Genomic DNA, 17,674 nt, shown 5'->3' with positions numbered 1-17,674 from the left:
CCCCGATTTAGCCGACAAAACGGCTGTTGCGAATTTTTTCAACGACGCCCCAAAAACCTCGGTCTATCGCTGTTTCAGCAGCGAAGCCAAGGCGCTCGGGTAGGCTGCGCTTTTGCTTAAAGTGCACCGCATAAATATCGGTGTCTTCACGTTTGCTCAGCAGATAGTCATCGCTGGTGGAAATACCGTCAATTAGACCTTTGTCCAGTGCGCGGCGGCCATACCACACCTCGCCGGTGGCAATGGATTCAATATCCAGTGACGGCCGATTTTCACTGACAAACTCTTTGAACAACTGGTGAGTTTCCTCGAGCTCTTCAATAAATTTTTTCCGCCCTTCATCCGTATTCTCGCCAACCATAGTGAGGGTGCGCTTGAACTCGCCAGCGGTGTGCAATTCGACATCGACATCGTGCTTTTTCAGCAAGCGATGGAAGTTGGGCATTTGCGCCACGACGCCGATTGAACCAATGATTGCAAAGGGTGCCGCAAGCAATTGATTGCCGATACACGCCATCATATAGCCACCACTGGCGGCAACCCTGTCGATAGCGATAGTGAGGGGAATACCCTTGTCGCGCAGTCGCTGCAGTTGCGATGAGGCTAAGCCGTAGCTATGCACCATGCCGCCAGGGCTTTCCAGGCGCAGCAGCACTTCGTCCTGGTCATTGGCAACCGTGAGTATTGCGCTGATTTCGTGGCGTAATGACTCCACCGCCGAGGCGCGAATATCGCCGTCGAAGTCGAGAACAAATAGCCGCTTTTTCGTCTTTTCCTGCTTGGCTTTGCGCTCGGCCTTGTGTTGTTTTTTCTTGTCCTTGCGCAGTTTTTTGTACTTTTCTTCGCTCAGCAAGCCGTAGTTCATGGTGTCTTGCCAGTCTTCAAAACGCTCGTGCAGACGGCTGACTTCAACGTGACCGTCTTCGCCCTCGCGTTTGCTGCGCTGGCTAAACGAGGTAATAACGGTGAGCAATAAAACAATAAATACCAATGCCGTAACCGCTTTCGCGAGAAACAGACTGTAATCCACTAGAAAGTCCAAAAACGGGCTCCAAGTCAGTTAGAAAAGGTTCGTCATAGTGGTACGGGGCTGACCAACAGTCAAGTTGACCAATTACGCAACGCGTTGATAGCAATTGGGTTTTTGGGCCGAATAAACATACCGCTGCGGCCGAGGTAAACATCAAATACTGCGCCATCCTGCAAGGGTGCATAAACCCCGTTGCCGTAGTCGACATCTACCCAACGCCAAATAAACGCGTAGTTACTGAGCATTGGCCAACTGTCGAGCCATTCGCCACTGGGTAGTGGGTGCACTGTTCGCTGGCTATTGGCTTCGCGCTCGGGGTGTTGATAGCGACCGCTAAGGCGCTCAAGGCGAACCAGGTTATTCAACCCCAGCTTTGCCAGCGCAGCATCCCAACGCAGCACCCTACCCTCTAGCCGCCATTCATCGCCGCGCACGGGAAAGTGAAATGGCATGGGGTTTCCGTCGATATCCAGGCGCAGCGCAAAATTATTCTCACTGGACTGGGCAACGAATACGGTGGCTATGCGCTGTTCCACCGCCAAATTGCGATAACTGATTAGGTCTTGGCTGACCAGGACGGTCGTGGCCGTCATCGGCGCAAATGCCAGAAGTAAAAGCCCGCAAGACAGCGGACGACGGCGCAGCGACAGCAGCAGAACGACGCAAATAAGAACACTGCCGACGCAAATCAGCAGTAACAGCGTAGCGAGCTCAGGAAGCGGCATTTCCCGTGTCCTGCGCCATCTCTACCGGAAAGCCCAATTGTTTTAATGAGTCTTCCGCAATAAGTAAAATTTTCTCATCGGGGATGTGGCGCGACTCCAGCTCGCCGAGGTAATACTCGACGCTGATCATCGCATCGGCGAGCGTCTCTAGCGCCTGCGCATCGCGCTGAGCGTCGCTGCGTTCGCGTCCCATAAAGGTTTTAACGAAGCGGGTCGCTGAACCCGTGACCGCCGCCAAACGGCGCATTTTCAAAATATCGAAAGCGCCCCGCACCGAGCTCAAACTGCTCGGGACGTTTGCAATATGTGTGCTGTCAAAGCCAGAGTCGATATAGGAGGCGATGGCGCGCTTAATCATGCCAATGGCGCTTTTCGCTTCTTCGATAACAATTGCCGTGGCCTCACTCACCTGATTGTCGGCGCTGATGCTATCGCGTTTATCAATGCTGAGCGCATTGAGCTCATCGTAGTTGAGCTTGCGCCGGTCGATCTGTGCCAGGCTACTTTCGATAAACAGCAGAGTTTCCGCCAACTCTTCAAGTACCGCTCTGGCATTGCTTAGATCAGTACCGATTAGATCGAGCAACACGCCGGCATAGCGCCCCAATACTTCCGAGAGTGATGGCAGGTTGAGCACCAACAGCACATCAGCGCCCTGCTGCAGCAATTCGCTGAGCGGGCGAATTTCTTCGTCGTCGCTGCGGCCGTGTTGTGCAAGTAGCTCGAGAATATCTTTGGCATGACGCAGCTCCGCCCGCAGCTCGTTGAGCACGGAGGAGACCGTGTCGTAGCTTAAACCCAGCATCTGCGTGCGCAGGCGTTGGATTTCTGCATCATTAATATCAAAGGGACGAGTGCCAATCGCCTGCAGTAACTTGCCGTTAAACCCCTCCTGCCAGGACGACAATCGAAGCAGGAATAACAGCTCTTGTTCGAGAATTTCATCCCCGGGCTTATCTGAACCCAGTCGCCGCAGAGCGCCATCCAAACCGGTGAGTAGGCGTTTGCGCCGAGGGTTCAGCTCCAACCCGCCCTGGGCAAAGGCTTCAATGACGGCGCTGGCCAGCAGCCAAAAACGCTGGTTCCGTCCTGCCGGCAGTGCCCCGCACAAGCGACGTAGCGCTCGCGACATTAGGGTGAATTGCATCGCCGGTTGCGCGTCGCGCAGCAGCCCCAATAAGGCACGCTGGTAACTTTGCCGAACACGCTTAAGCAATTCTGCTAGCGCATCCTGGGCCATTGCGTGACTGCGCAACTTCAACTCCGAGTCGCGGCTAAAGACATAGGCGTCGTTCTTGCAGAAATAGCTATCGGGCAGCAGTAATTGGCGGTGAGCCTCTCGCAGTTCGTTGGCGTGTGTAATCGCCATCAACGGGATTTCGTTGCCGCGACTTTGTACAAATTCCAGGTAGCGCGGCAGAACAAAAAAAGCCGTGCTCAAGGCATTTAGCTGGGCGTCTGGCAAGGCTGCGGTATTACTGACAATCGCTTGGCAAAGTGAGCGCATTTCATCGGCGATAAGCGCAGCCCCGCGCACTTCGATAAGCCGCAGGGTTCCCCCTATCTGACGAAGGGCCATCTCGCACTCATCCAGCAAGCGCAAATCGTGGCGCTCGGCCAAGAAGGTTTCAAAGATATTGGTGGCTTGCTGCAGGGTATTACTCAGCTCCTCCCCCACCAATGCGTAGGAGCTACTATTAATATCATTCTGCAATGCGGCTTGCTTGAACACTGGTAATGCCCCGTTGTCACGAGCCTGGCGCGGCTCAAACAAAGCTCAACCCACTTGTGAAATTGACAGTTAAGCTGCGGTATTTATTCGTCTTTTTATCAGTTATTTTTGCTTATGCACAGCGTCAAACAGCATAAAGCGCTACTGCGCCACGAAATCAGTTGCCGTCACTCGCCTCTGTGCTGCGCCAAAGGCAATTGCCGCCACTGGCTTTATCAATGATCTGCAATTGCTCTAAGTGAGCGGCCAGCTCATCCTCACTGGCGCGCACCACCGTCAAAGCAGGTCGGTCCGCCGGCAGGCGCCGAATGCCCTTGCTTCCGCCTTCCCCGCCCTCGTTGCCATCCTCACCGGCAAGCGCCAGATTGGTCTGGCCACCGGTCATGATTAGATACACATCGGCCAGAATTTCAGCATCGAGCAATGCGCCGTGAAGGTCGCGCTGAGAGTTATCTACATAGTAACGCTGGCACAATGCATCCAGGCTATTCCGCTGCCCGGGGTGCTTCTGGCGCGCCATGACCAAGGTGTCGACCACACCGCAGATTTCTGCAAGCTTTGGCTGCCGGCCCGGTAGCCTAGCCAGCTCCATATCGAGGAAGCCGACGTCGAACGGGGCATTGTGAATGACGAGTTCGGCGCCGCGAACAAAATCGAGAAATTCCTCAGCCACTGCTGAAAACAAGGGCTTATCGGCAAGCATTTCATTGGTAATGCCGTGGACCTCTATCGCCCCCGCTTCCACTTCGCGCTCGGGGTTGATATAGCGGTGAAAGTGCCGCCCTGTCAGCTTTCGGCCAACGAGCTCCACACAACCAATTTCGATAATCCGGTGGCCGTCATTAGGGTCAATACCGGTGGTTTCTGTATCGAGGACAATCTGGCGCATCGTTATCGTCTCAACTCATCTATGCCGCGATTAGCCAAGCTATCGGCAATTTCATTTTCCCGGTGACCCGAGTGCCCTTTTACCCAGTGCCATTCAATGTCGTGCTGGCTATTCAACGCATCCAGCTCGCGCCACAGATCCGCGTTTTTCACCGGTGCTTTGCCAGCCGTCTTCCAGTTGCGCTTTTTCCAGTTGGCCATCCACTCGGTGATGCCTTTTCTGACGTACTGGGAATCAGTGGTTAGTGCCACCTGACAGGGCCGCTTTAGGGCCCGAAGCGCTTCGATAGCGGCGGTCAGTTCCATGCGGTTATTTGTTGTATCGGCTTCTCCGCCGTACAGCGTTTTTTCTTGCCCGCGGCTGCGCAGCAGTGCACCCCAACCGCCGGGGCCGGGGTTACCCTTGCAGGCACCATCGGTAAAAATTTCAACTTTACTGTCACCGCTAGTCATTCAGTTACTCATGTTTAATATCACGTGTTGCCCCGAGCATACTTGGATGCCGGAGAATTTTAGCGCGCTTACGGACCTCTGCTGCCGGAGTGAGCGGCGCGCGGTATTTTGTCGCGCTCAGTACAAAAACACCACCCATTGGCATGGACGGGGAAAATGGCCGATGGTTCATAAAGAAACTGGGAGAACTGATCGGCAGGCGGTGAAAGCCATAGCTAACGTCTGCGGTTTCAAAACCAAGCAATGACAGCCAGTCATTAATGCGATTAATACTCAAACTGTGGTTCTGCCACATTGCGCTGCGTTTAAGCCTGCCCATTAGCCCTCGCAGGGCCAGTGGAGACCATGGATTGATACTGCATATGACCAGTTTGCCGTGGGGCACGATCAGCCGCTCGACCTCGCGCAATACGGTATGGGGGTTTTCTACAAACTCCAGGAGGTGGTGCAATACCACCATATCCACAGATTCATTAGCCAGCGGCAATTGGTCGAAATCACAAACGGCATCCAGAATCTGACTATAGCCATATTGCCCCAGCCCGCCGAGGTGCAATTGGCGCTGGCATAACTGTGGATCAACGTTAAAACGCTCGGGAATCACGCTTAAATTCAACAGTTGACGGCCGGAGGTACTCCGGTCGCTGAGTGCGTGGTGCACCAAACGCTGCTCTTCGTGTAACACGGTGCCGCCGACGGGACCGCGAAACCATTGCCGCAGTGCGGGCAACAATACTTCAGGCGAATGCTGAGCGCGCCATCTAGCCATGATTTCCCCCCTGTGCTGACCCTGTCACCATGAGCTAATACCTTGTCTGACAAGGGAAAACTGTATACCCTGACGCTAAATGAGGGTTTATTTATGGGCAAGCTGTCGGTCACGCCAATAGCGGCATTCAGCGACAATTACATCTGGTGCATCTCATCTGGCGAAGACGCTGTTGTCGTCGACCCAGGCGATGCAGCGCCCGTCATCAACTTCCTCAAGCATGCCCAACTAAAGCTTACCGCAATTCTAATTACCCATCACCACTGGGACCATACTGGCGGTGTTGAGGCCCTACTGGCGCAATACCCCAACGTCGACGTCTGTGGCCCGGAAACATCCTGCAAGCACATCACCCGCCCTTTGGCAGACCACGACACCATTGGCGTGCTGGGCGAAACATTTCGCGTATTGGCCGTTCCCGGCCACACCCTGGATCATCTGGCCTTCTATAATGAGGAGTCTGCCCTGCTTTTTTGCGGCGATACGCTGTTTGCCGGCGGATGCGGCAGGCTTTTTGAGGGTAGCCCGGCGCAAATGTTGAACTCGCTGAGTAAACTTCAGTCTTTACCTGGCGCTACTCGGGTTTACTGCGCTCATGAATACACAGCAAGTAATTTGCGGTTCGCCTTGAAGGCAGAGCCCAATAACGCCACACTGCGCAATCGTTATGAGCAGGTGCTGGCTTTGCGTGAACGCGGAGAGATAACGCTTCCCTCCACCATTGAGGAAGAGTCGGCAACCAACCCATTCCTTCGCACCGCACAAGACGGTGTTCGCCAGGCCATTTGCCTGCGTGAAGGCAACGATAACTTAAACCAGCAAGAGGTGTTCGCCGCGCTTCGAAGCTGGAAAGACAACAGCTAATTTTGCATGAAAAACACGACCTACCAGCTTTTGTTGAGGCTAACTCTCGCCACCGCGCTTATCAGCGTGGGCGCTTGTGCGACTAATCGCAGCCAGCCCACGCAAGCCAAAAACGACGCACCCGCTTGTACAGAGGGTTGCAGTGAGCATATCGCTAAGCTTGAGAACCAATTACTGCCGCCACCGATTCCTGCCAGTGAGCGCCGCTACAGCGATGTTTGGGAGCGCCTCAGTGCGCAACTGAGTTTCTTGCCGCTAACCGAGCGCCGCGAAGTCGATAAACTGGAAGACTGGTATAGCAAGCACGGCCACTATATGGCCAAGATGAGCGCCCGCGCCGGGAATTATATCTATCACGTCGTCAAAGAGCTTGAAGCCCGCGATATGCCGATAGACCTGGCGCTGCTGCCTTTTGTCGAGAGCGCCTACGACCCTTTCGCCTACTCCCATGGCCGCGCTGCGGGTCTCTGGCAATTTATTCCGAATACCGCCAAATACGTCGGCATTCAACAAAACTGGTGGTATGACGGTCGCCGCGATGTTCTGGTCGCCACCGACGCCGCGCTGGATTACCTCACCACCTTAAACAAGCGCTTCGACGGTGACTGGATGCTGACCCTGGCGGCGTACAATGCCGGCGCGGGCACGGTGAATCGCGCCATTCGCCGCAACCGCAAGGCGGGCAAGCCGACAGATTTTTGGTCGCTAAAACTCCCCAAGGAAACCAAGCGCTACGTGCCAAAACTGCTGGCGCTGGTCAAAATTTACCAAAACCCCGCACGCTACAACATCAGCTTGCCGGCCGTTGCCGACGCGCCGCGCTTTGAAAAGGTGGCCATAGATAGCCAGATAGACCTCGCCAAAGCCGCTGCCCTGGCGGATATCAGCGTCGAGGAGCTATATCGCTACAACCCAGGCTTCAACCGCTGGGTGACAGCGCCGGAGGGCCCTCACCACCTTCTGATTCCCAGCAAGCAGGCCGAAAAATTTAAAACACGCTTGGCCGCCCTGCCCAAAGAACAGCGCATTGCCTGGCAGCGCTATCGAGTTTCACCGGGTGACAACCTGATTAGCATTGCCAAGCGCCACCACATCGATATTGCCAGCATTAAGCGTTTCAACAAGCTCAATGGCGATATGTTGCGCGTCGGCCAAGAGCTCCTGATCCCAGCCAGCAGCCAGGCGACCACCTCCCCCAACTTAGACCGTGGCATTGCTGAGCGCGGCCGTCACCAGTCGCAGCATATTGTTCGCCGCGGCGACACGCTCAGCGGCATTGCTCAACGGCACAAGGTGTCAGTCAAGCAACTCATTCGCTGGAATCGCCTGGATCAAGGTGCCCTCATCAAGCCGGGGCAAAAACTGGCGATCTGGAAAAAAGGTCCATCGTCAGGCAATGGTATCGTGCGTAAGGTGGGCTATAAGGTTCGCAGCGGCGACTCGCTGTCGCGTATCGCGAGCCGCTTCAAGCTGAAAATTGCCGATATTCTGGAGTGGAATTCAATTGGCCGCAGCAGTTATTTGCAACCCGGCCAATCGCTGACCCTTTACGTCGATGTGACCCGGGCCGACCTGTAGTTGACAGCCACCTGACTGGAAGTACCTATGCTTGGCTATTTCGTTCGTCGCGGCCTGTTGATTATCCCTACATTCATTGGCATCACCCTGCTGGTGTTCAGTATCACCCGTGTTGTTCCCGGCGGGCCGATAGAGCGAATGATGACCCAGGCCCAGCTTGGTGGCGAGGCAGGCAGCCTGCACCGCAGCGAGGGCGGTGGCACGCTATCTGACGAGCAGCTCGAAGAGCTCAAGCGCTACTACGGCTTCGACAAACCCTTGCTAAGCAGTTATGCCAGCTGGCTAAAACAGGTGCTGCGTTTTGACCTGGGCCTCTCCACCCGCTATCAGGACCCCGTTTGGGACATCATCAAGGAGCGCTTTCCTGTCTCCGTATTCTACGGCGTGACAACACTTGTGCTCACCTACCTCGTCTGCATCCCGCTGGGCCTGCTCAAAGGCATGTACCACGGCAGCCGCTTTGACAATTTGTCGTCAGCAGTGGTGTTTCTGGGTTACGCACTACCCAGCTATGTCATCGGTATTGCGTTGATTTCGGTGTTTGCCGGTTACTACGACTGGTTTCCTCTCGGCGGCTTTGTCTCCGACAACTTCGAGGAACTCTCGCCGCTGGCCAAGGCCAAAGACGTTTTTCACCACGCCGCACTGCCGCTTATTGCCTATTTAGCGGGAAGTTTTGCGGTAACAACCCTGATGATGAAAAACGCCTTGATGGATAATTTATCAGCTGACTACATGCGCACAGCGGCGGCAAAGGGCCTGAGTTTAGGAAAAAGCGTTCGCCGGCACGCGCTGCGCAATAGTCTTATTCCCGTCGCCACCTCCTTTGGTAATAATATTTCCTTGCTGATTGGCGGCTCCTTTTTGATCGAGACCATTTTCAACATCGACGGTATTGGACTACTCGGCTACGAGGCCATTATTGAGCGAGACTACCCCATTGTGATGGGTATCTTGGTGATCTCTTCCCTGCTCTACCTAATCGGCAACATTCTTTCCGATATCTGTGTGGCCATTGTTGACCCGCGCATTCGCTTTGGTGGAGGGAGCCGTTAATGAATCTGCTGCGAAACCCCGTCGCCCAAAAGCGCTGGCAGCGTTTCAAACAATCCCGTCGAGGCTATATCTCCGCTTGGTTGTTGCTGGTATTGACCACGCTCAGCTTTGGCGCGGAGCTGCTTGCCAACCACCGGCCACTGCTGGTGAGTTACCAGGGCGAGCTGTATTTCCCCACCTTTGGGGCGCAGCACAGCGGCAAGGATTTTGGCCTGGACATCGACTACGAGCCTAATTACCGGGAACTACAGGCGCAGTTTCGCGACGCCGATGAGGGCAACTGGGTGCTCATGCCCCCGATTCCCTACGGCCCGTTGGAAAATGACCTGATAGCCGGGGATTTCCCGCCTCACGCACCCTCGCTCACCACACGGCATTATCTGGGCACCGACACCAGCGGGCGCGACGTCCTTGCCAGGCTGATCTACGGCTTTCGCACGGCGATGCTATTCTCGCTTGTGCTATTGGTATTTAACTACGCTATTGGCGTCGCCATTGGCTGCATGATGGGATATTGGGGTGGCGCCTTTGACTTATTTTTCCAGCGCATTATCGAAATTTGGTCCAATGTCCCCTTCCTGTACGTGATTATGATTGTCGCCTCCATCATCACCCCGGGGTTCTGGACCCTACTGTTCATTATGGCTTTCTTCGGCTGGACCGCCATGACCTGGTATATGCGTACCGCAACGTACAAGGAGGTCTCTCGGGATTACGTGATGGCGGCGCGCGCGCTCGGCGCCTCGGGTAGCCGCATTGTTTTTCGGCATATCCTGCCGAATAGCGTATCGACACTGATCACCTTTGTTCCCTTCTCCGTGGCGTCGGGTATCACCGCACTTACCGCCTTGGACTACTTAGGCTTTGGCCTTCCGGCGCCAACACCCAGCTGGGGAGAACTGCTCAAGCAGGGCACAGAAAACATGGAATCGCTGTGGCTGGTTGGCTCGGTAGTGGTGGCCATGACCCTAATATTGATGCTTGTTGCCTATGTCGGCGAGGCGATTCGCGATGCCTACGATCCACGAAAATTCAGTTTCTATGAATAAACGCCTCTCACAACTGCTGTTGTTATTCGTCGCGGCTTTCCCCTTATGGATTTACGCCGCCGAAGACGCTAAGCTACCCGAACAGTTGCCCGAGAATCTGTCCTGGCAAACCAATCTGAGCGACCCCATATTCGCCAGCCCTGAAGCCAAACGCGGCGGCCGCTTTCGCAGCTTTATTACCACCTTTCCGCTCACGCTGCGTTTGGTAGGCCCCGACTCCAATGGCAGCTTTGCAAGCTATATGCGCGCCAACCATCTGGGACTGGTCGGCATACACCCGAACACGCTCAACCCCATACCGGAACTTGCCACGCACTGGGCGTTTGGCGACGACGGACACAGCCTCTACTACCGCTTAGACCCGGACGCTCGATGGTCCGACGGCAAACCCGTTACCGCCGATGACTATCTGTTTGCGCTGCAATTTATGCGCTCTAAATTCATATTGGCACCGTGGTATAACAACCATTACAACACCGTGATCCTCGATGTCGTAAAGTATGACGACCACACTATCGGCATTCTTGGCAGTGTTGCCAAACCCCGCGATGAAATGCTGTTTGAATACAGTATTTCGCCGGTACCCGCCCATTTCCACAAACTGGATGAAAACTGGGTACGCGACTACAACTGGAAAATAGCGCCGAACACCGGCCCTTACGTCATCGACACCATTCGCAAGGGCAAATATATTGAGTTCCGCCGAAAGCAGGACTGGTGGGGGAATGACAAGCGTTACTTCCAGCACCGCTTCAACCCCGATTTTTTGCGTGTAAAACTCATACGGGACATCAATATCGCGTATCAGTACTTTCGCAAAGGCGAGCTGGATAGCTTCCCCCTGCTCATGCCGCGGCTGTGGCATAAAAAAGCCCAGGGGCGCATTTTTGAGCAGGGCTATGCGGGTAAAATCAAATTTTATAACAGCGTTCCCAGGCCGATTTCCGGGTTATTTCTCAACGAGGATGTCCCTCTGCTCAGCGACCGCAATGTTCGCTATGCCATTGCTCATGCCCTTAATATCGACAAGGTGATTAACACCGTGCTGCACGGTGACTACGAACGCCTGCAGACCGCCCACGAAGGCTACGGCGATTACAGCAACCCCGATATTCGCGCCCGCGAATTCGATTTAGGCAAGGCCAATGGCCTGCTAAATGCCGCCGGTTGGGACACCCGTGGTCCCGACGGTATACGGCAAAAAGACGGGCAGCGCCTGAGCATTCGCGTAACGTACTACAGCAGCGGCCACAACGACCGCTTGGTGATCTTGGCGCAGGAAGCGCGCAAAGCGGGTATAGAGCTGTCACTGCAACTTCTCGACCCCTCTGCCGCCTTCAAACAAATTCTGGAAAACAAACATCAAGCGGCTTGGATGGCGTGGTCAGGCGGCGGCTTGTCGCCACGCTATTGGCAGTTCTATCACTCGGACAACGCCCACAAGCCCCAAACAAACAATGTGACCAACACCGACAACCCGGAAATCGACGCAAAAATCGATGCCTATCGCGCAGCCACAGACAAGGCCAGCCGGGTCAAATTAGCACGCGAATTGGAACAATTGGTGTTCGAGCAGGGCTCATTTATTCCGACCTTTAAAGTGCCCTACACCCGCGAAGCATTCTGGCGCTGGCTAAAACTGCCGGACTTTCACGGTACTCGCAGCACCGACAGTCTATTCGATCCGCTGGGCAGCACAGGCGGCCTATTCTGGATAGACAGTGATGAACAGCAGCGGGTTGACGAGGCCAAATCCCACAATAAGGCCCTGGATCCAGTCATGATTGTGAACAAACGCTGGGCAACCGGCGATGAATGAGTCAGCCGTTATCCGCGCAGATAAGCTCTGCATCAGTATTACCGACGATGCCGGTCAGCAGCATCAACTGGTCAACCAACTGAGCTTGCAGATTTTCCCCGGCGAAACACTCGGGCTGGTCGGCGAATCAGGCTGCGGCAAGAGCCTTACCGCCATGTCGCTGATGGGCCTGCTACCCCGGCCCCAGGCGGAGATCTCCGGCGGGCGAATTCACTACCGCGGCAGCGAAATCGACTGCCGCGATGCACAGGCCTTCCGGTCACTGCGCAGTCGCGATATCGCGGTTATTTTCCAGGACCCGATGACCGCCCTGAACCCCGTACACACGATCGCACAACAAATTGGCGAAACACTGCGCTTGCACTGCCCTGAACTCAGCCGAAAACAGCGACGCGAACGCTGTATTGCGCTGCTGCAAGACGTTGGGATGCCCGCCGCCGAGCAGCGGCTTTCCAGCTACCCCCATCAACTCTCTGGCGGCATGCGCCAGCGCGTGATGATTGCCATGGCACTGGCCGGCGAGCCCAAACTGCTTATCGCCGATGAGCCGACCACCGCGCTGGATGTCACCATTCAGGCGCAAATACTCCAGCTCCTTAAAACCCTGCAACAAAAACGCGATATGGCAATGCTGTTTATCACCCATGACCTCGCACTGGTTTCTCAGCTGGCCGATCGCGTGGCAGTGATGTATGCCGGGGAAATTGTTGAGCAAAATCGTGCCGCAGCGCTCTTTGCCAACCCCAGGCACCCCTATACAAAAGGCCTGTTAGCCGCACTGCCCGCGAAAGCCGCAGCGCCGAAGAGCCGTTTAAACGCACTGGGGGGGCAGGTGCCCAGTATTGACGCCATGCCGCCAGGCTGCCGCTTCGCCAATCGCTGCGACCATGCAACGCCGCTGTGCCAGCAAAGCGCTCCACCTATGACGCCGCGAGACAATGGCGCAGAGATTGCCTGTCACCACTGGAGGGTAATTGATGACTGAAGCACTGCTACGGGCCGAAAACCTATCACTGCACTTCCCTCAGTCGCAGGGCTTCCTAAAACCAAAACTGCTACTGCGCGCAGTGGACGGCGTTAGCTTCGCTTTGCAGCCAGGTGAGACGTTAGGGTTGGTTGGGGAGTCCGGCTGCGGCAAAAGCAGTCTGGGTAAAGCACTTCTCAACCTGCACCGCCCTACCTCCGGCACTGTATCGTTCGAGGGCCGGGATATTACTGGCCTCAGCGCTGCGCAAATGCGCCCGCTGCGACGCGATATGCAGATGGTATTTCAAGACCCGTTCGAGTCCTTGAACAGCCGTCACACGGTGGCAACGATTCTTGAAGAGCCGCTGATCATCCACCGGTTGGGCAGCAGCAGTTGGCGTCGTCGCCGCGTCAACGAATTACTCGAACTCGTTGGCCTTCCGTCCTCTGCACTTAGCAAATACCCCCACGAATTTAGCGGCGGTCAGCGCCAGCGCATTGGTATTGCGCGCGCCATTGCCCTGGAGCCCAAACTGCTGATCTGCGATGAAGCCGTTTCTGCGCTCGACGTCTCAGTACAGGCGCAAATCTTGAATTTGCTATTGGACATACAGCAACGGCTGTCACTGGCGATGCTGTTCATTTCTCACGACATCTCCGTTGTCAAACACATGAGCGACCGCATCGCGGTGATGTACCTGGGAGAGTTGGTAGAAATCGGTGATGCCGAGTCGCTGTGCGAGCGCCCCGCTCACCCCTACACCCGCGCCCTGCTTTCTGCAGTGCCACAATTGGCCAGCCCGACGCTGCCCCAAGCTGCCCTAAGCGGCGATATGCCATCCCCTATGGCAATGCCCGAGGGCTGCCGCTTTGCCGGGCGCTGCCCCCACCAACGCGCCGAGTGCCTTACGCAGCCGCCGCGTTTGGAAAAACGTCACGACGGCCGGGAAATTGCGTGCCACTTCTGGCGGGAAATTCCCGATGATTTACCGTAAACTAGCCAGCAAAACTGATCTCGGATAATCGTCGTGCGCAGCAACCCCCACGCTAAAAGAGACCCCGTGCCGCTGAAATATGCCCGCAGCATGCTGCAGGTTGCCGAAGCGCAGGGCTACAACGGTGCCGAACTCCTCAGGTCTCTACAGTTGCCGATAGACCCGCTGTCTCCCAGCGCGGACCTGGACTCGCCCATTGACGCCCAGTATTACTCGCAGATTTATCGCCGCGTTATGTGGCTGCTGCAAGATGAGTCCTTTGGATTGGGCCTTCGTCAGCGAACGCCGGCCGGCAGCTTTCGCATGCTGTCACTGTTTATCATCCACTGTGAAACACTGGAACAAGCACTGCGTCGCGCCGCCGAATTTATCGTGTTTTGCAGAACCTTGAGCGACGTTCCCAGCGCGGCGCGCCGACCAGTGGAGCGCCTCGGCGACGGTACCGCCTTTTACCGCTTCCCCAGCGACGTGGAACTGGCAGAAAGTGATGACACCATTGACCAGCGCTACACCATGGCACACACCATGGCGATCTGGCGCCGCTTCTGCCAGTGGCTTATCGGTAAACCGCTTGAGTTGATTGCCGTGCACATGCAGGCCAGCGCACCCGACAACCCCGAGTACTTTGAACACCTGTTTAACTGCGAAATTCACTACGGCCGTGAACACAACGCGTTCTTATTGGCCGAGCACTGCCTGGACTGCCCGTTGATTCACACGGAGGAATCACTGCGCAAATTCCTTCGCGATGCCCCCTACCATCTGTTGGTATCGCAAGACGATGACGACAGCTCTCTGCTGTCACAAATGAAGCGCATCGTCGGCAATGATCTCAGCCACGAATTCCCCAGCGTCGTGACAATGGCAGAGAACCTGAATATGTCTGTGCGCACCCTGCGCCGCCGGCTCAAAGATTTGGGAACCACCTATCAGCAATTCAAGGACGAGCTACGCAAGGAGCACGCTCTGCGTTGGCTCAATCAGCCGGAGCTGAAAATCAATGCCGTGTCAGCACTATTGGGCTTCGATGAACCCAGTGCTTTTCACCGCTCCTTTAAAAAATGGACCGGCATGACACCCGGCGAATATCGCGCCAGCCGGCAGTCACCCCACTCCGCCGAGAAACCCGCCCAATGAGTCAGTACGACGAGATTGCAAAAAGCCTCCACTTGGCCTCCCAACACCGTGGCTTGACTGCGGCGCAGCGGCCAATTCCCAGCCAGTTGCCCCATCATGAACGCCACAGCCTTCGCAAATTGCCCTTTGAACAAGCGCATAATTTTCGCGACCTCGGCGGCTATAAAAATCGCGATGGTCAGCAACTTAAATGGGGCATGATTTATCGCACCGACAAGCTGTCCTCACTCAGCGAGGAGGACCAGCGTTACTTGCAGAGGCTGGAGGTAAAGCGGATCGTCGACTTTAGGTCAGATGAAGAACGCCTGTCAGCACCCCATGCACTGGCCGCCGGTTACGCAGTTCGGGTCGATGCCATGCCCATTACCGTCGATGCGGCACAAATTGAGCTGGTCACTGCGCGCCTGCAACAGGAAGATGTCAGCGCCGATGATATGGCGGCTTTTCTGGTCGACGCCAATCGCGAGATGGTGGTGCGCTACACACCCGTTTATCGTCAGTGGATGCACTCCCTTTTGGAACAGGACCACTACCCCCAGCTCTTTCACTGCACCGCAGGAAAAGATCGAACCGGCCTTGCCGCCGCGCTACTGCTTCACGCCCTGGACGTCCCCGAAGATACGATAATGGAGGACTACCTGGCGACCAATCACTACACGGCGGAGCGCATCGACCAGGTGATCGAGCAGATTGCCCAAATGGACATGTTAACCGCCGACGAAGCGGTAATTCGCACCTTATTTCATGTTCAGCCACAGTTTATTAACGCCGCCTTTGAGGCGATCGATGAGCACTACGGCAGCTTGGCGGATTACTTTGAGCATGGCCTAAAACTGGACGCGCTGGCACGTCAGCAGCTTCGCGAGCTTTTACTCGAAGACGGCTAAACCTTTGAACACCACCACTCTGGAAAGTCCTTTCGGCGAACTCACCCTGCAGCGCCGGCCCCGCCGTCGCAACGAAGTACTTCAGGCCTGGGATGCGGCCGACCGCTACCTGCTCAATTACCTTGCCGAAAACCCTCCGCCAAAGGGCAGTCGCCTATTGCTCGTAAACGACGCCTTTGGCTGTCTCGCTGCCGCGCTGTCGGACTATGAGTGTATTTCTTGGTCAGACTCGGCGGTTGCCCACCGGGCATGCCTTGAAAATTGCGCGGCAAACCAACGCAATGCTCCCGCACTGCTGAGCAGCTGCGAGGCACCCACAGGCAGCTTCGATCGCATTATCTATCGCTTGCCACGCAACCACAGTTACCTGCGCTATCAGCTCCAGCACATCGCTCAGCTGCTGCGCTCACCCGACGTATTTATTGGCGCCTGCATGGCCAAGTACTTGGACAGCTCAAGCATGGCGGTGTTTTCAGAAAGCATTGGCGAGGCTGCAGCCAGCCTGGCATGGAAAAAAGCCCGCCTGATACACCTGCAATCACTCAGCCCCGGCGCGGCCGTAGACGACGACTCGCTAGCACTAGACAGCAGCGAACTGGGCATTTCACTCAACAATCGCGCCAACGTTTTTTCCCGGGGCAAGTTAGACAGGGGTAGCCGCTTGCTGCTCAACGCATTGGGCGACCTTCACACGCCATACTCACTGGCGGACTTGGGTTGTGGCAATGGCCTGCTGGGCATTATGGCGGGAAAGCGTTGGCCGGAGACGGCGCTGCATTTTTTCGATGAATCCTATATGGCAATAGACAGCGCCAGGCACAATGTACGCGATAATCTGCCGGGCGCAGCTGCCCAGTTTTATGCTCGCGATTGCATGCACGGTTACGACGGCGCCCCGTTTGACACCATCGTTTGTAACCCGCCGTTCCACCAAGAGCAGCAGCTGGGAGATCACATCGCGCGCCAGATGTTCTCAGACAGCCATGCGCATTTGGCACCAGGCGGCCAATTCTGCGTTGTGGGGAACCGCCATCTTGACTACCACAAACTGTTAAAGAAGCGCTTTGGCAACTGCGAGGTGCTTCGTTCGGACGCGAAGTTTGTCGTTTTGCTAGCGCAGAAAACGCAGGGGTAGCGGCCCACCAAATGGGTGATGCTGCGCTCCGGTACAGCATGCTACTTTGACGGTTCTGTTATTTATTGAGCTGTTTATGTCTATTCACGTAGTGTTTGTTTGCCTGGGGAATATCTGCCGTTCGCCTGCGGCCCAGGGTATTCTCGAATATAAAGTTGCCGAGGCCGGGCTTAGCGAGCATATTTCAGTGGACTCCTGTGGCACCGCAGCCTTTAACATTGGCAAGGCGCCCGACCCACGCTCAATTCAGGCCGCTGAGAAAGCGGGCTACGATATTTCCCAACAGATCGCCCGGCAAATATGCGATGACGACTACCATCGCAGCCACTACGTCATTGTGATGGACCGCAAAAATCTCAGCAATGTTGAGGCCTGGGCACCGGCGGACTTTAACGGGGAGATCAACCTACTGCTTCACTATCAAAGCAACGGCGGTAACAGCCAGATTCCTGACCCGTTTTATGACAACGCCGAACAGTTCGACCATGTCATACGTACGCTGGAAAACGCCATCGACGCCTTACTGAGTCACATTCGTCAGCAGCACCAACTTTAGCGTGTCACGCCCCAAATAATAATCAAATACGGCAG

The 17,674-nt window shown here is 55.6% G+C and carries 17 protein-coding genes; 11 read left to right on the top strand and 6 right to left on the bottom strand.

Going from position 1 to position 17,674, the window contains the following annotated elements:
* Positions 1 to 7: 7 nt before the first annotated feature.
* The 6 genes from sohB to AC2Q8J_RS02275 all read right to left on the bottom strand — a co-directional run bounded on the left by sohB (position 8) and on the right by AC2Q8J_RS02275 (position 5,597).
* Complete coding sequence (gene sohB, locus AC2Q8J_RS02300) at positions 8 to 1,042, bottom strand: protease SohB (RefSeq protein ID WP_286695054.1); 1,035 nt, start codon at positions 1,040 to 1,042, stop codon at positions 8 to 10.
* Positions 1,043 to 1,101: 59 nt separating this feature from the next.
* Positions 1,102 to 1,755: a hypothetical protein gene (locus AC2Q8J_RS02295; RefSeq protein ID WP_286838452.1), complete on the bottom strand. Its 654-nt coding sequence runs from the start codon at positions 1,753 to 1,755 to the stop codon at positions 1,102 to 1,104.
* Positions 1,742 to 3,487 carry a FimL-related protein gene (locus tag AC2Q8J_RS02290; RefSeq protein ID WP_286838455.1) on the bottom strand — a complete coding sequence of 582 codons (1,746 nt, stop codon included), beginning with the start codon at positions 3,485 to 3,487 and terminating at the stop codon, positions 1,742 to 1,744. Before AC2Q8J_RS02290 ends, AC2Q8J_RS02295 begins: the two co-directional genes overlap by 14 nt.
* A gap of 157 nt (positions 3,488 to 3,644) precedes the next feature.
* Positions 3,645 to 4,376 carry a DNA polymerase III subunit epsilon gene (gene dnaQ, locus AC2Q8J_RS02285; protein ID WP_286838457.1) on the bottom strand — a complete coding sequence of 244 codons (732 nt, stop codon included), beginning with the start codon at positions 4,374 to 4,376 and terminating at the stop codon, positions 3,645 to 3,647.
* A 2-nt stretch (positions 4,377 to 4,378) separates the two neighbouring features.
* The gene (gene rnhA, locus AC2Q8J_RS02280) at positions 4,379 to 4,828 is read right to left on the bottom strand and encodes a ribonuclease HI (protein ID WP_204996526.1); all 450 of its coding nucleotides are present in this window, start codon (positions 4,826 to 4,828) and stop codon (positions 4,379 to 4,381) included.
* A gap of 4 nt (positions 4,829 to 4,832) precedes the next feature.
* Positions 4,833 to 5,597, bottom strand: coding sequence for a class I SAM-dependent methyltransferase (locus AC2Q8J_RS02275; protein ID WP_204996525.1), 765 nt, complete (start codon positions 5,595 to 5,597; stop codon positions 4,833 to 4,835).
* Between the two features lie 42 nt (positions 5,598 to 5,639).
* Between AC2Q8J_RS02275 and gloB the strand changes: the two genes are divergently transcribed.
* The 11 genes from gloB to AC2Q8J_RS02220 all read left to right on the top strand — a co-directional run bounded on the left by gloB (position 5,640) and on the right by AC2Q8J_RS02220 (position 17,639).
* Positions 5,640 to 6,461 (top strand): hydroxyacylglutathione hydrolase, encoded by an 822-nt coding sequence (gloB, locus tag AC2Q8J_RS02270; RefSeq protein WP_286838460.1) that lies wholly within the window; start codon positions 5,640 to 5,642, stop codon positions 6,459 to 6,461.
* Between the two features lie 6 nt (positions 6,462 to 6,467).
* Positions 6,468 to 8,039, top strand: coding sequence for a lytic transglycosylase (locus AC2Q8J_RS02265; protein ID WP_286695060.1), 1,572 nt, complete (start codon positions 6,468 to 6,470; stop codon positions 8,037 to 8,039).
* Between the two features lie 27 nt (positions 8,040 to 8,066).
* Positions 8,067 to 9,095, top strand: a complete 1,029-nt coding sequence (locus tag AC2Q8J_RS02260) for an ABC transporter permease subunit (RefSeq protein ID WP_027873761.1) — start codon at positions 8,067 to 8,069, stop codon at positions 9,093 to 9,095.
* Positions 9,095 to 10,144: an ABC transporter permease gene (locus AC2Q8J_RS02255; RefSeq protein WP_286838464.1), complete on the top strand. Its 1,050-nt coding sequence runs from the start codon at positions 9,095 to 9,097 to the stop codon at positions 10,142 to 10,144. The genes AC2Q8J_RS02260 and AC2Q8J_RS02255 overlap by 1 nt, the downstream gene beginning before the upstream one ends.
* Positions 10,137 to 11,963 (top strand): extracellular solute-binding protein, encoded by a 1,827-nt coding sequence (locus AC2Q8J_RS02250; protein WP_286838466.1) that lies wholly within the window; start codon positions 10,137 to 10,139, stop codon positions 11,961 to 11,963. Before AC2Q8J_RS02255 ends, AC2Q8J_RS02250 begins: the two co-directional genes overlap by 8 nt.
* Positions 11,956 to 12,948, top strand: coding sequence for an ABC transporter ATP-binding protein (locus AC2Q8J_RS02245; protein ID WP_286838467.1), 993 nt, complete (start codon positions 11,956 to 11,958; stop codon positions 12,946 to 12,948). The genes AC2Q8J_RS02250 and AC2Q8J_RS02245 overlap by 8 nt, the downstream gene beginning before the upstream one ends.
* A complete protein-coding gene (locus AC2Q8J_RS02240; RefSeq protein ID WP_286838469.1) occupies positions 12,941 to 13,924 on the top strand; it encodes an ABC transporter ATP-binding protein in 984 nt (327 codons plus the stop codon). Before AC2Q8J_RS02245 ends, AC2Q8J_RS02240 begins: the two co-directional genes overlap by 8 nt.
* A gap of 66 nt (positions 13,925 to 13,990) precedes the next feature.
* Positions 13,991 to 15,061 (top strand): AraC family transcriptional regulator, encoded by a 1,071-nt coding sequence (locus AC2Q8J_RS02235; RefSeq protein WP_036256146.1) that lies wholly within the window; start codon positions 13,991 to 13,993, stop codon positions 15,059 to 15,061.
* The gene (locus AC2Q8J_RS02230) at positions 15,058 to 15,948 is read left to right on the top strand and encodes a tyrosine-protein phosphatase (protein ID WP_286838472.1); all 891 of its coding nucleotides are present in this window, start codon (positions 15,058 to 15,060) and stop codon (positions 15,946 to 15,948) included. The genes AC2Q8J_RS02235 and AC2Q8J_RS02230 overlap by 4 nt, the downstream gene beginning before the upstream one ends.
* A 4-nt stretch (positions 15,949 to 15,952) precedes the next feature.
* Entirely contained in the window at positions 15,953 to 17,083 is a 1,131-nt protein-coding gene (locus tag AC2Q8J_RS02225; RefSeq protein WP_286838474.1) for a methyltransferase, read from the top strand.
* A gap of 76 nt (positions 17,084 to 17,159) precedes the next feature.
* Positions 17,160 to 17,639, top strand: a complete 480-nt coding sequence (locus AC2Q8J_RS02220) for a low molecular weight protein-tyrosine-phosphatase (protein WP_286838476.1) — start codon at positions 17,160 to 17,162, stop codon at positions 17,637 to 17,639.
* Positions 17,640 to 17,674 lie beyond the last annotated feature (35 nt).

The organism is Spongiibacter sp. C9W (genome assembly GCF_057370015.1).
Note: the sequence above shows the minus strand (reverse complement) of the source record. Positions and strands in the feature narration are given on the sequence as shown.

What these genes read in the sequence shown, in the direction of transcription:
- AC2Q8J_RS02295 (WP_286838452.1), bottom strand. Translation starts at nt 1,755, where the DNA reads ATGCCGCTTCCTGAGCTCGCTACGCTGTTACTGCTGATTTGCGTCGGC.
- dnaQ (WP_286838457.1), bottom strand. Translation starts at nt 4,376, where the DNA reads ATGCGCCAGATTGTCCTCGATACAGAAACCACCGGTATTGACCCTAAT.
- rnhA (WP_204996526.1), bottom strand. Translation starts at nt 4,828, where the DNA reads ATGACTAGCGGTGACAGTAAAGTTGAAATTTTTACCGATGGTGCCTGC.
- AC2Q8J_RS02275 (WP_204996525.1), bottom strand. Translation starts at nt 5,597, where the DNA reads ATGGCTAGATGGCGCGCTCAGCATTCGCCTGAAGTATTGTTGCCCGCA.
- AC2Q8J_RS02265 (WP_286695060.1), top strand. Translation starts at nt 6,468, where the DNA reads ATGAAAAACACGACCTACCAGCTTTTGTTGAGGCTAACTCTCGCCACC.
- AC2Q8J_RS02260 (WP_027873761.1), top strand. Translation starts at nt 8,067, where the DNA reads ATGCTTGGCTATTTCGTTCGTCGCGGCCTGTTGATTATCCCTACATTC.
- AC2Q8J_RS02255 (WP_286838464.1), top strand. Translation starts at nt 9,095, where the DNA reads ATGAATCTGCTGCGAAACCCCGTCGCCCAAAAGCGCTGGCAGCGTTTC.
- AC2Q8J_RS02250 (WP_286838466.1), top strand. Translation starts at nt 10,137, where the DNA reads ATGAATAAACGCCTCTCACAACTGCTGTTGTTATTCGTCGCGGCTTTC.
- AC2Q8J_RS02245 (WP_286838467.1), top strand. Translation starts at nt 11,956, where the DNA reads ATGAATGAGTCAGCCGTTATCCGCGCAGATAAGCTCTGCATCAGTATT.
- AC2Q8J_RS02240 (WP_286838469.1), top strand. Translation starts at nt 12,941, where the DNA reads ATGACTGAAGCACTGCTACGGGCCGAAAACCTATCACTGCACTTCCCT.
- AC2Q8J_RS02230 (WP_286838472.1), top strand. Translation starts at nt 15,058, where the DNA reads ATGAGTCAGTACGACGAGATTGCAAAAAGCCTCCACTTGGCCTCCCAA.
- AC2Q8J_RS02220 (WP_286838476.1), top strand. Translation starts at nt 17,160, where the DNA reads ATGTCTATTCACGTAGTGTTTGTTTGCCTGGGGAATATCTGCCGTTCG.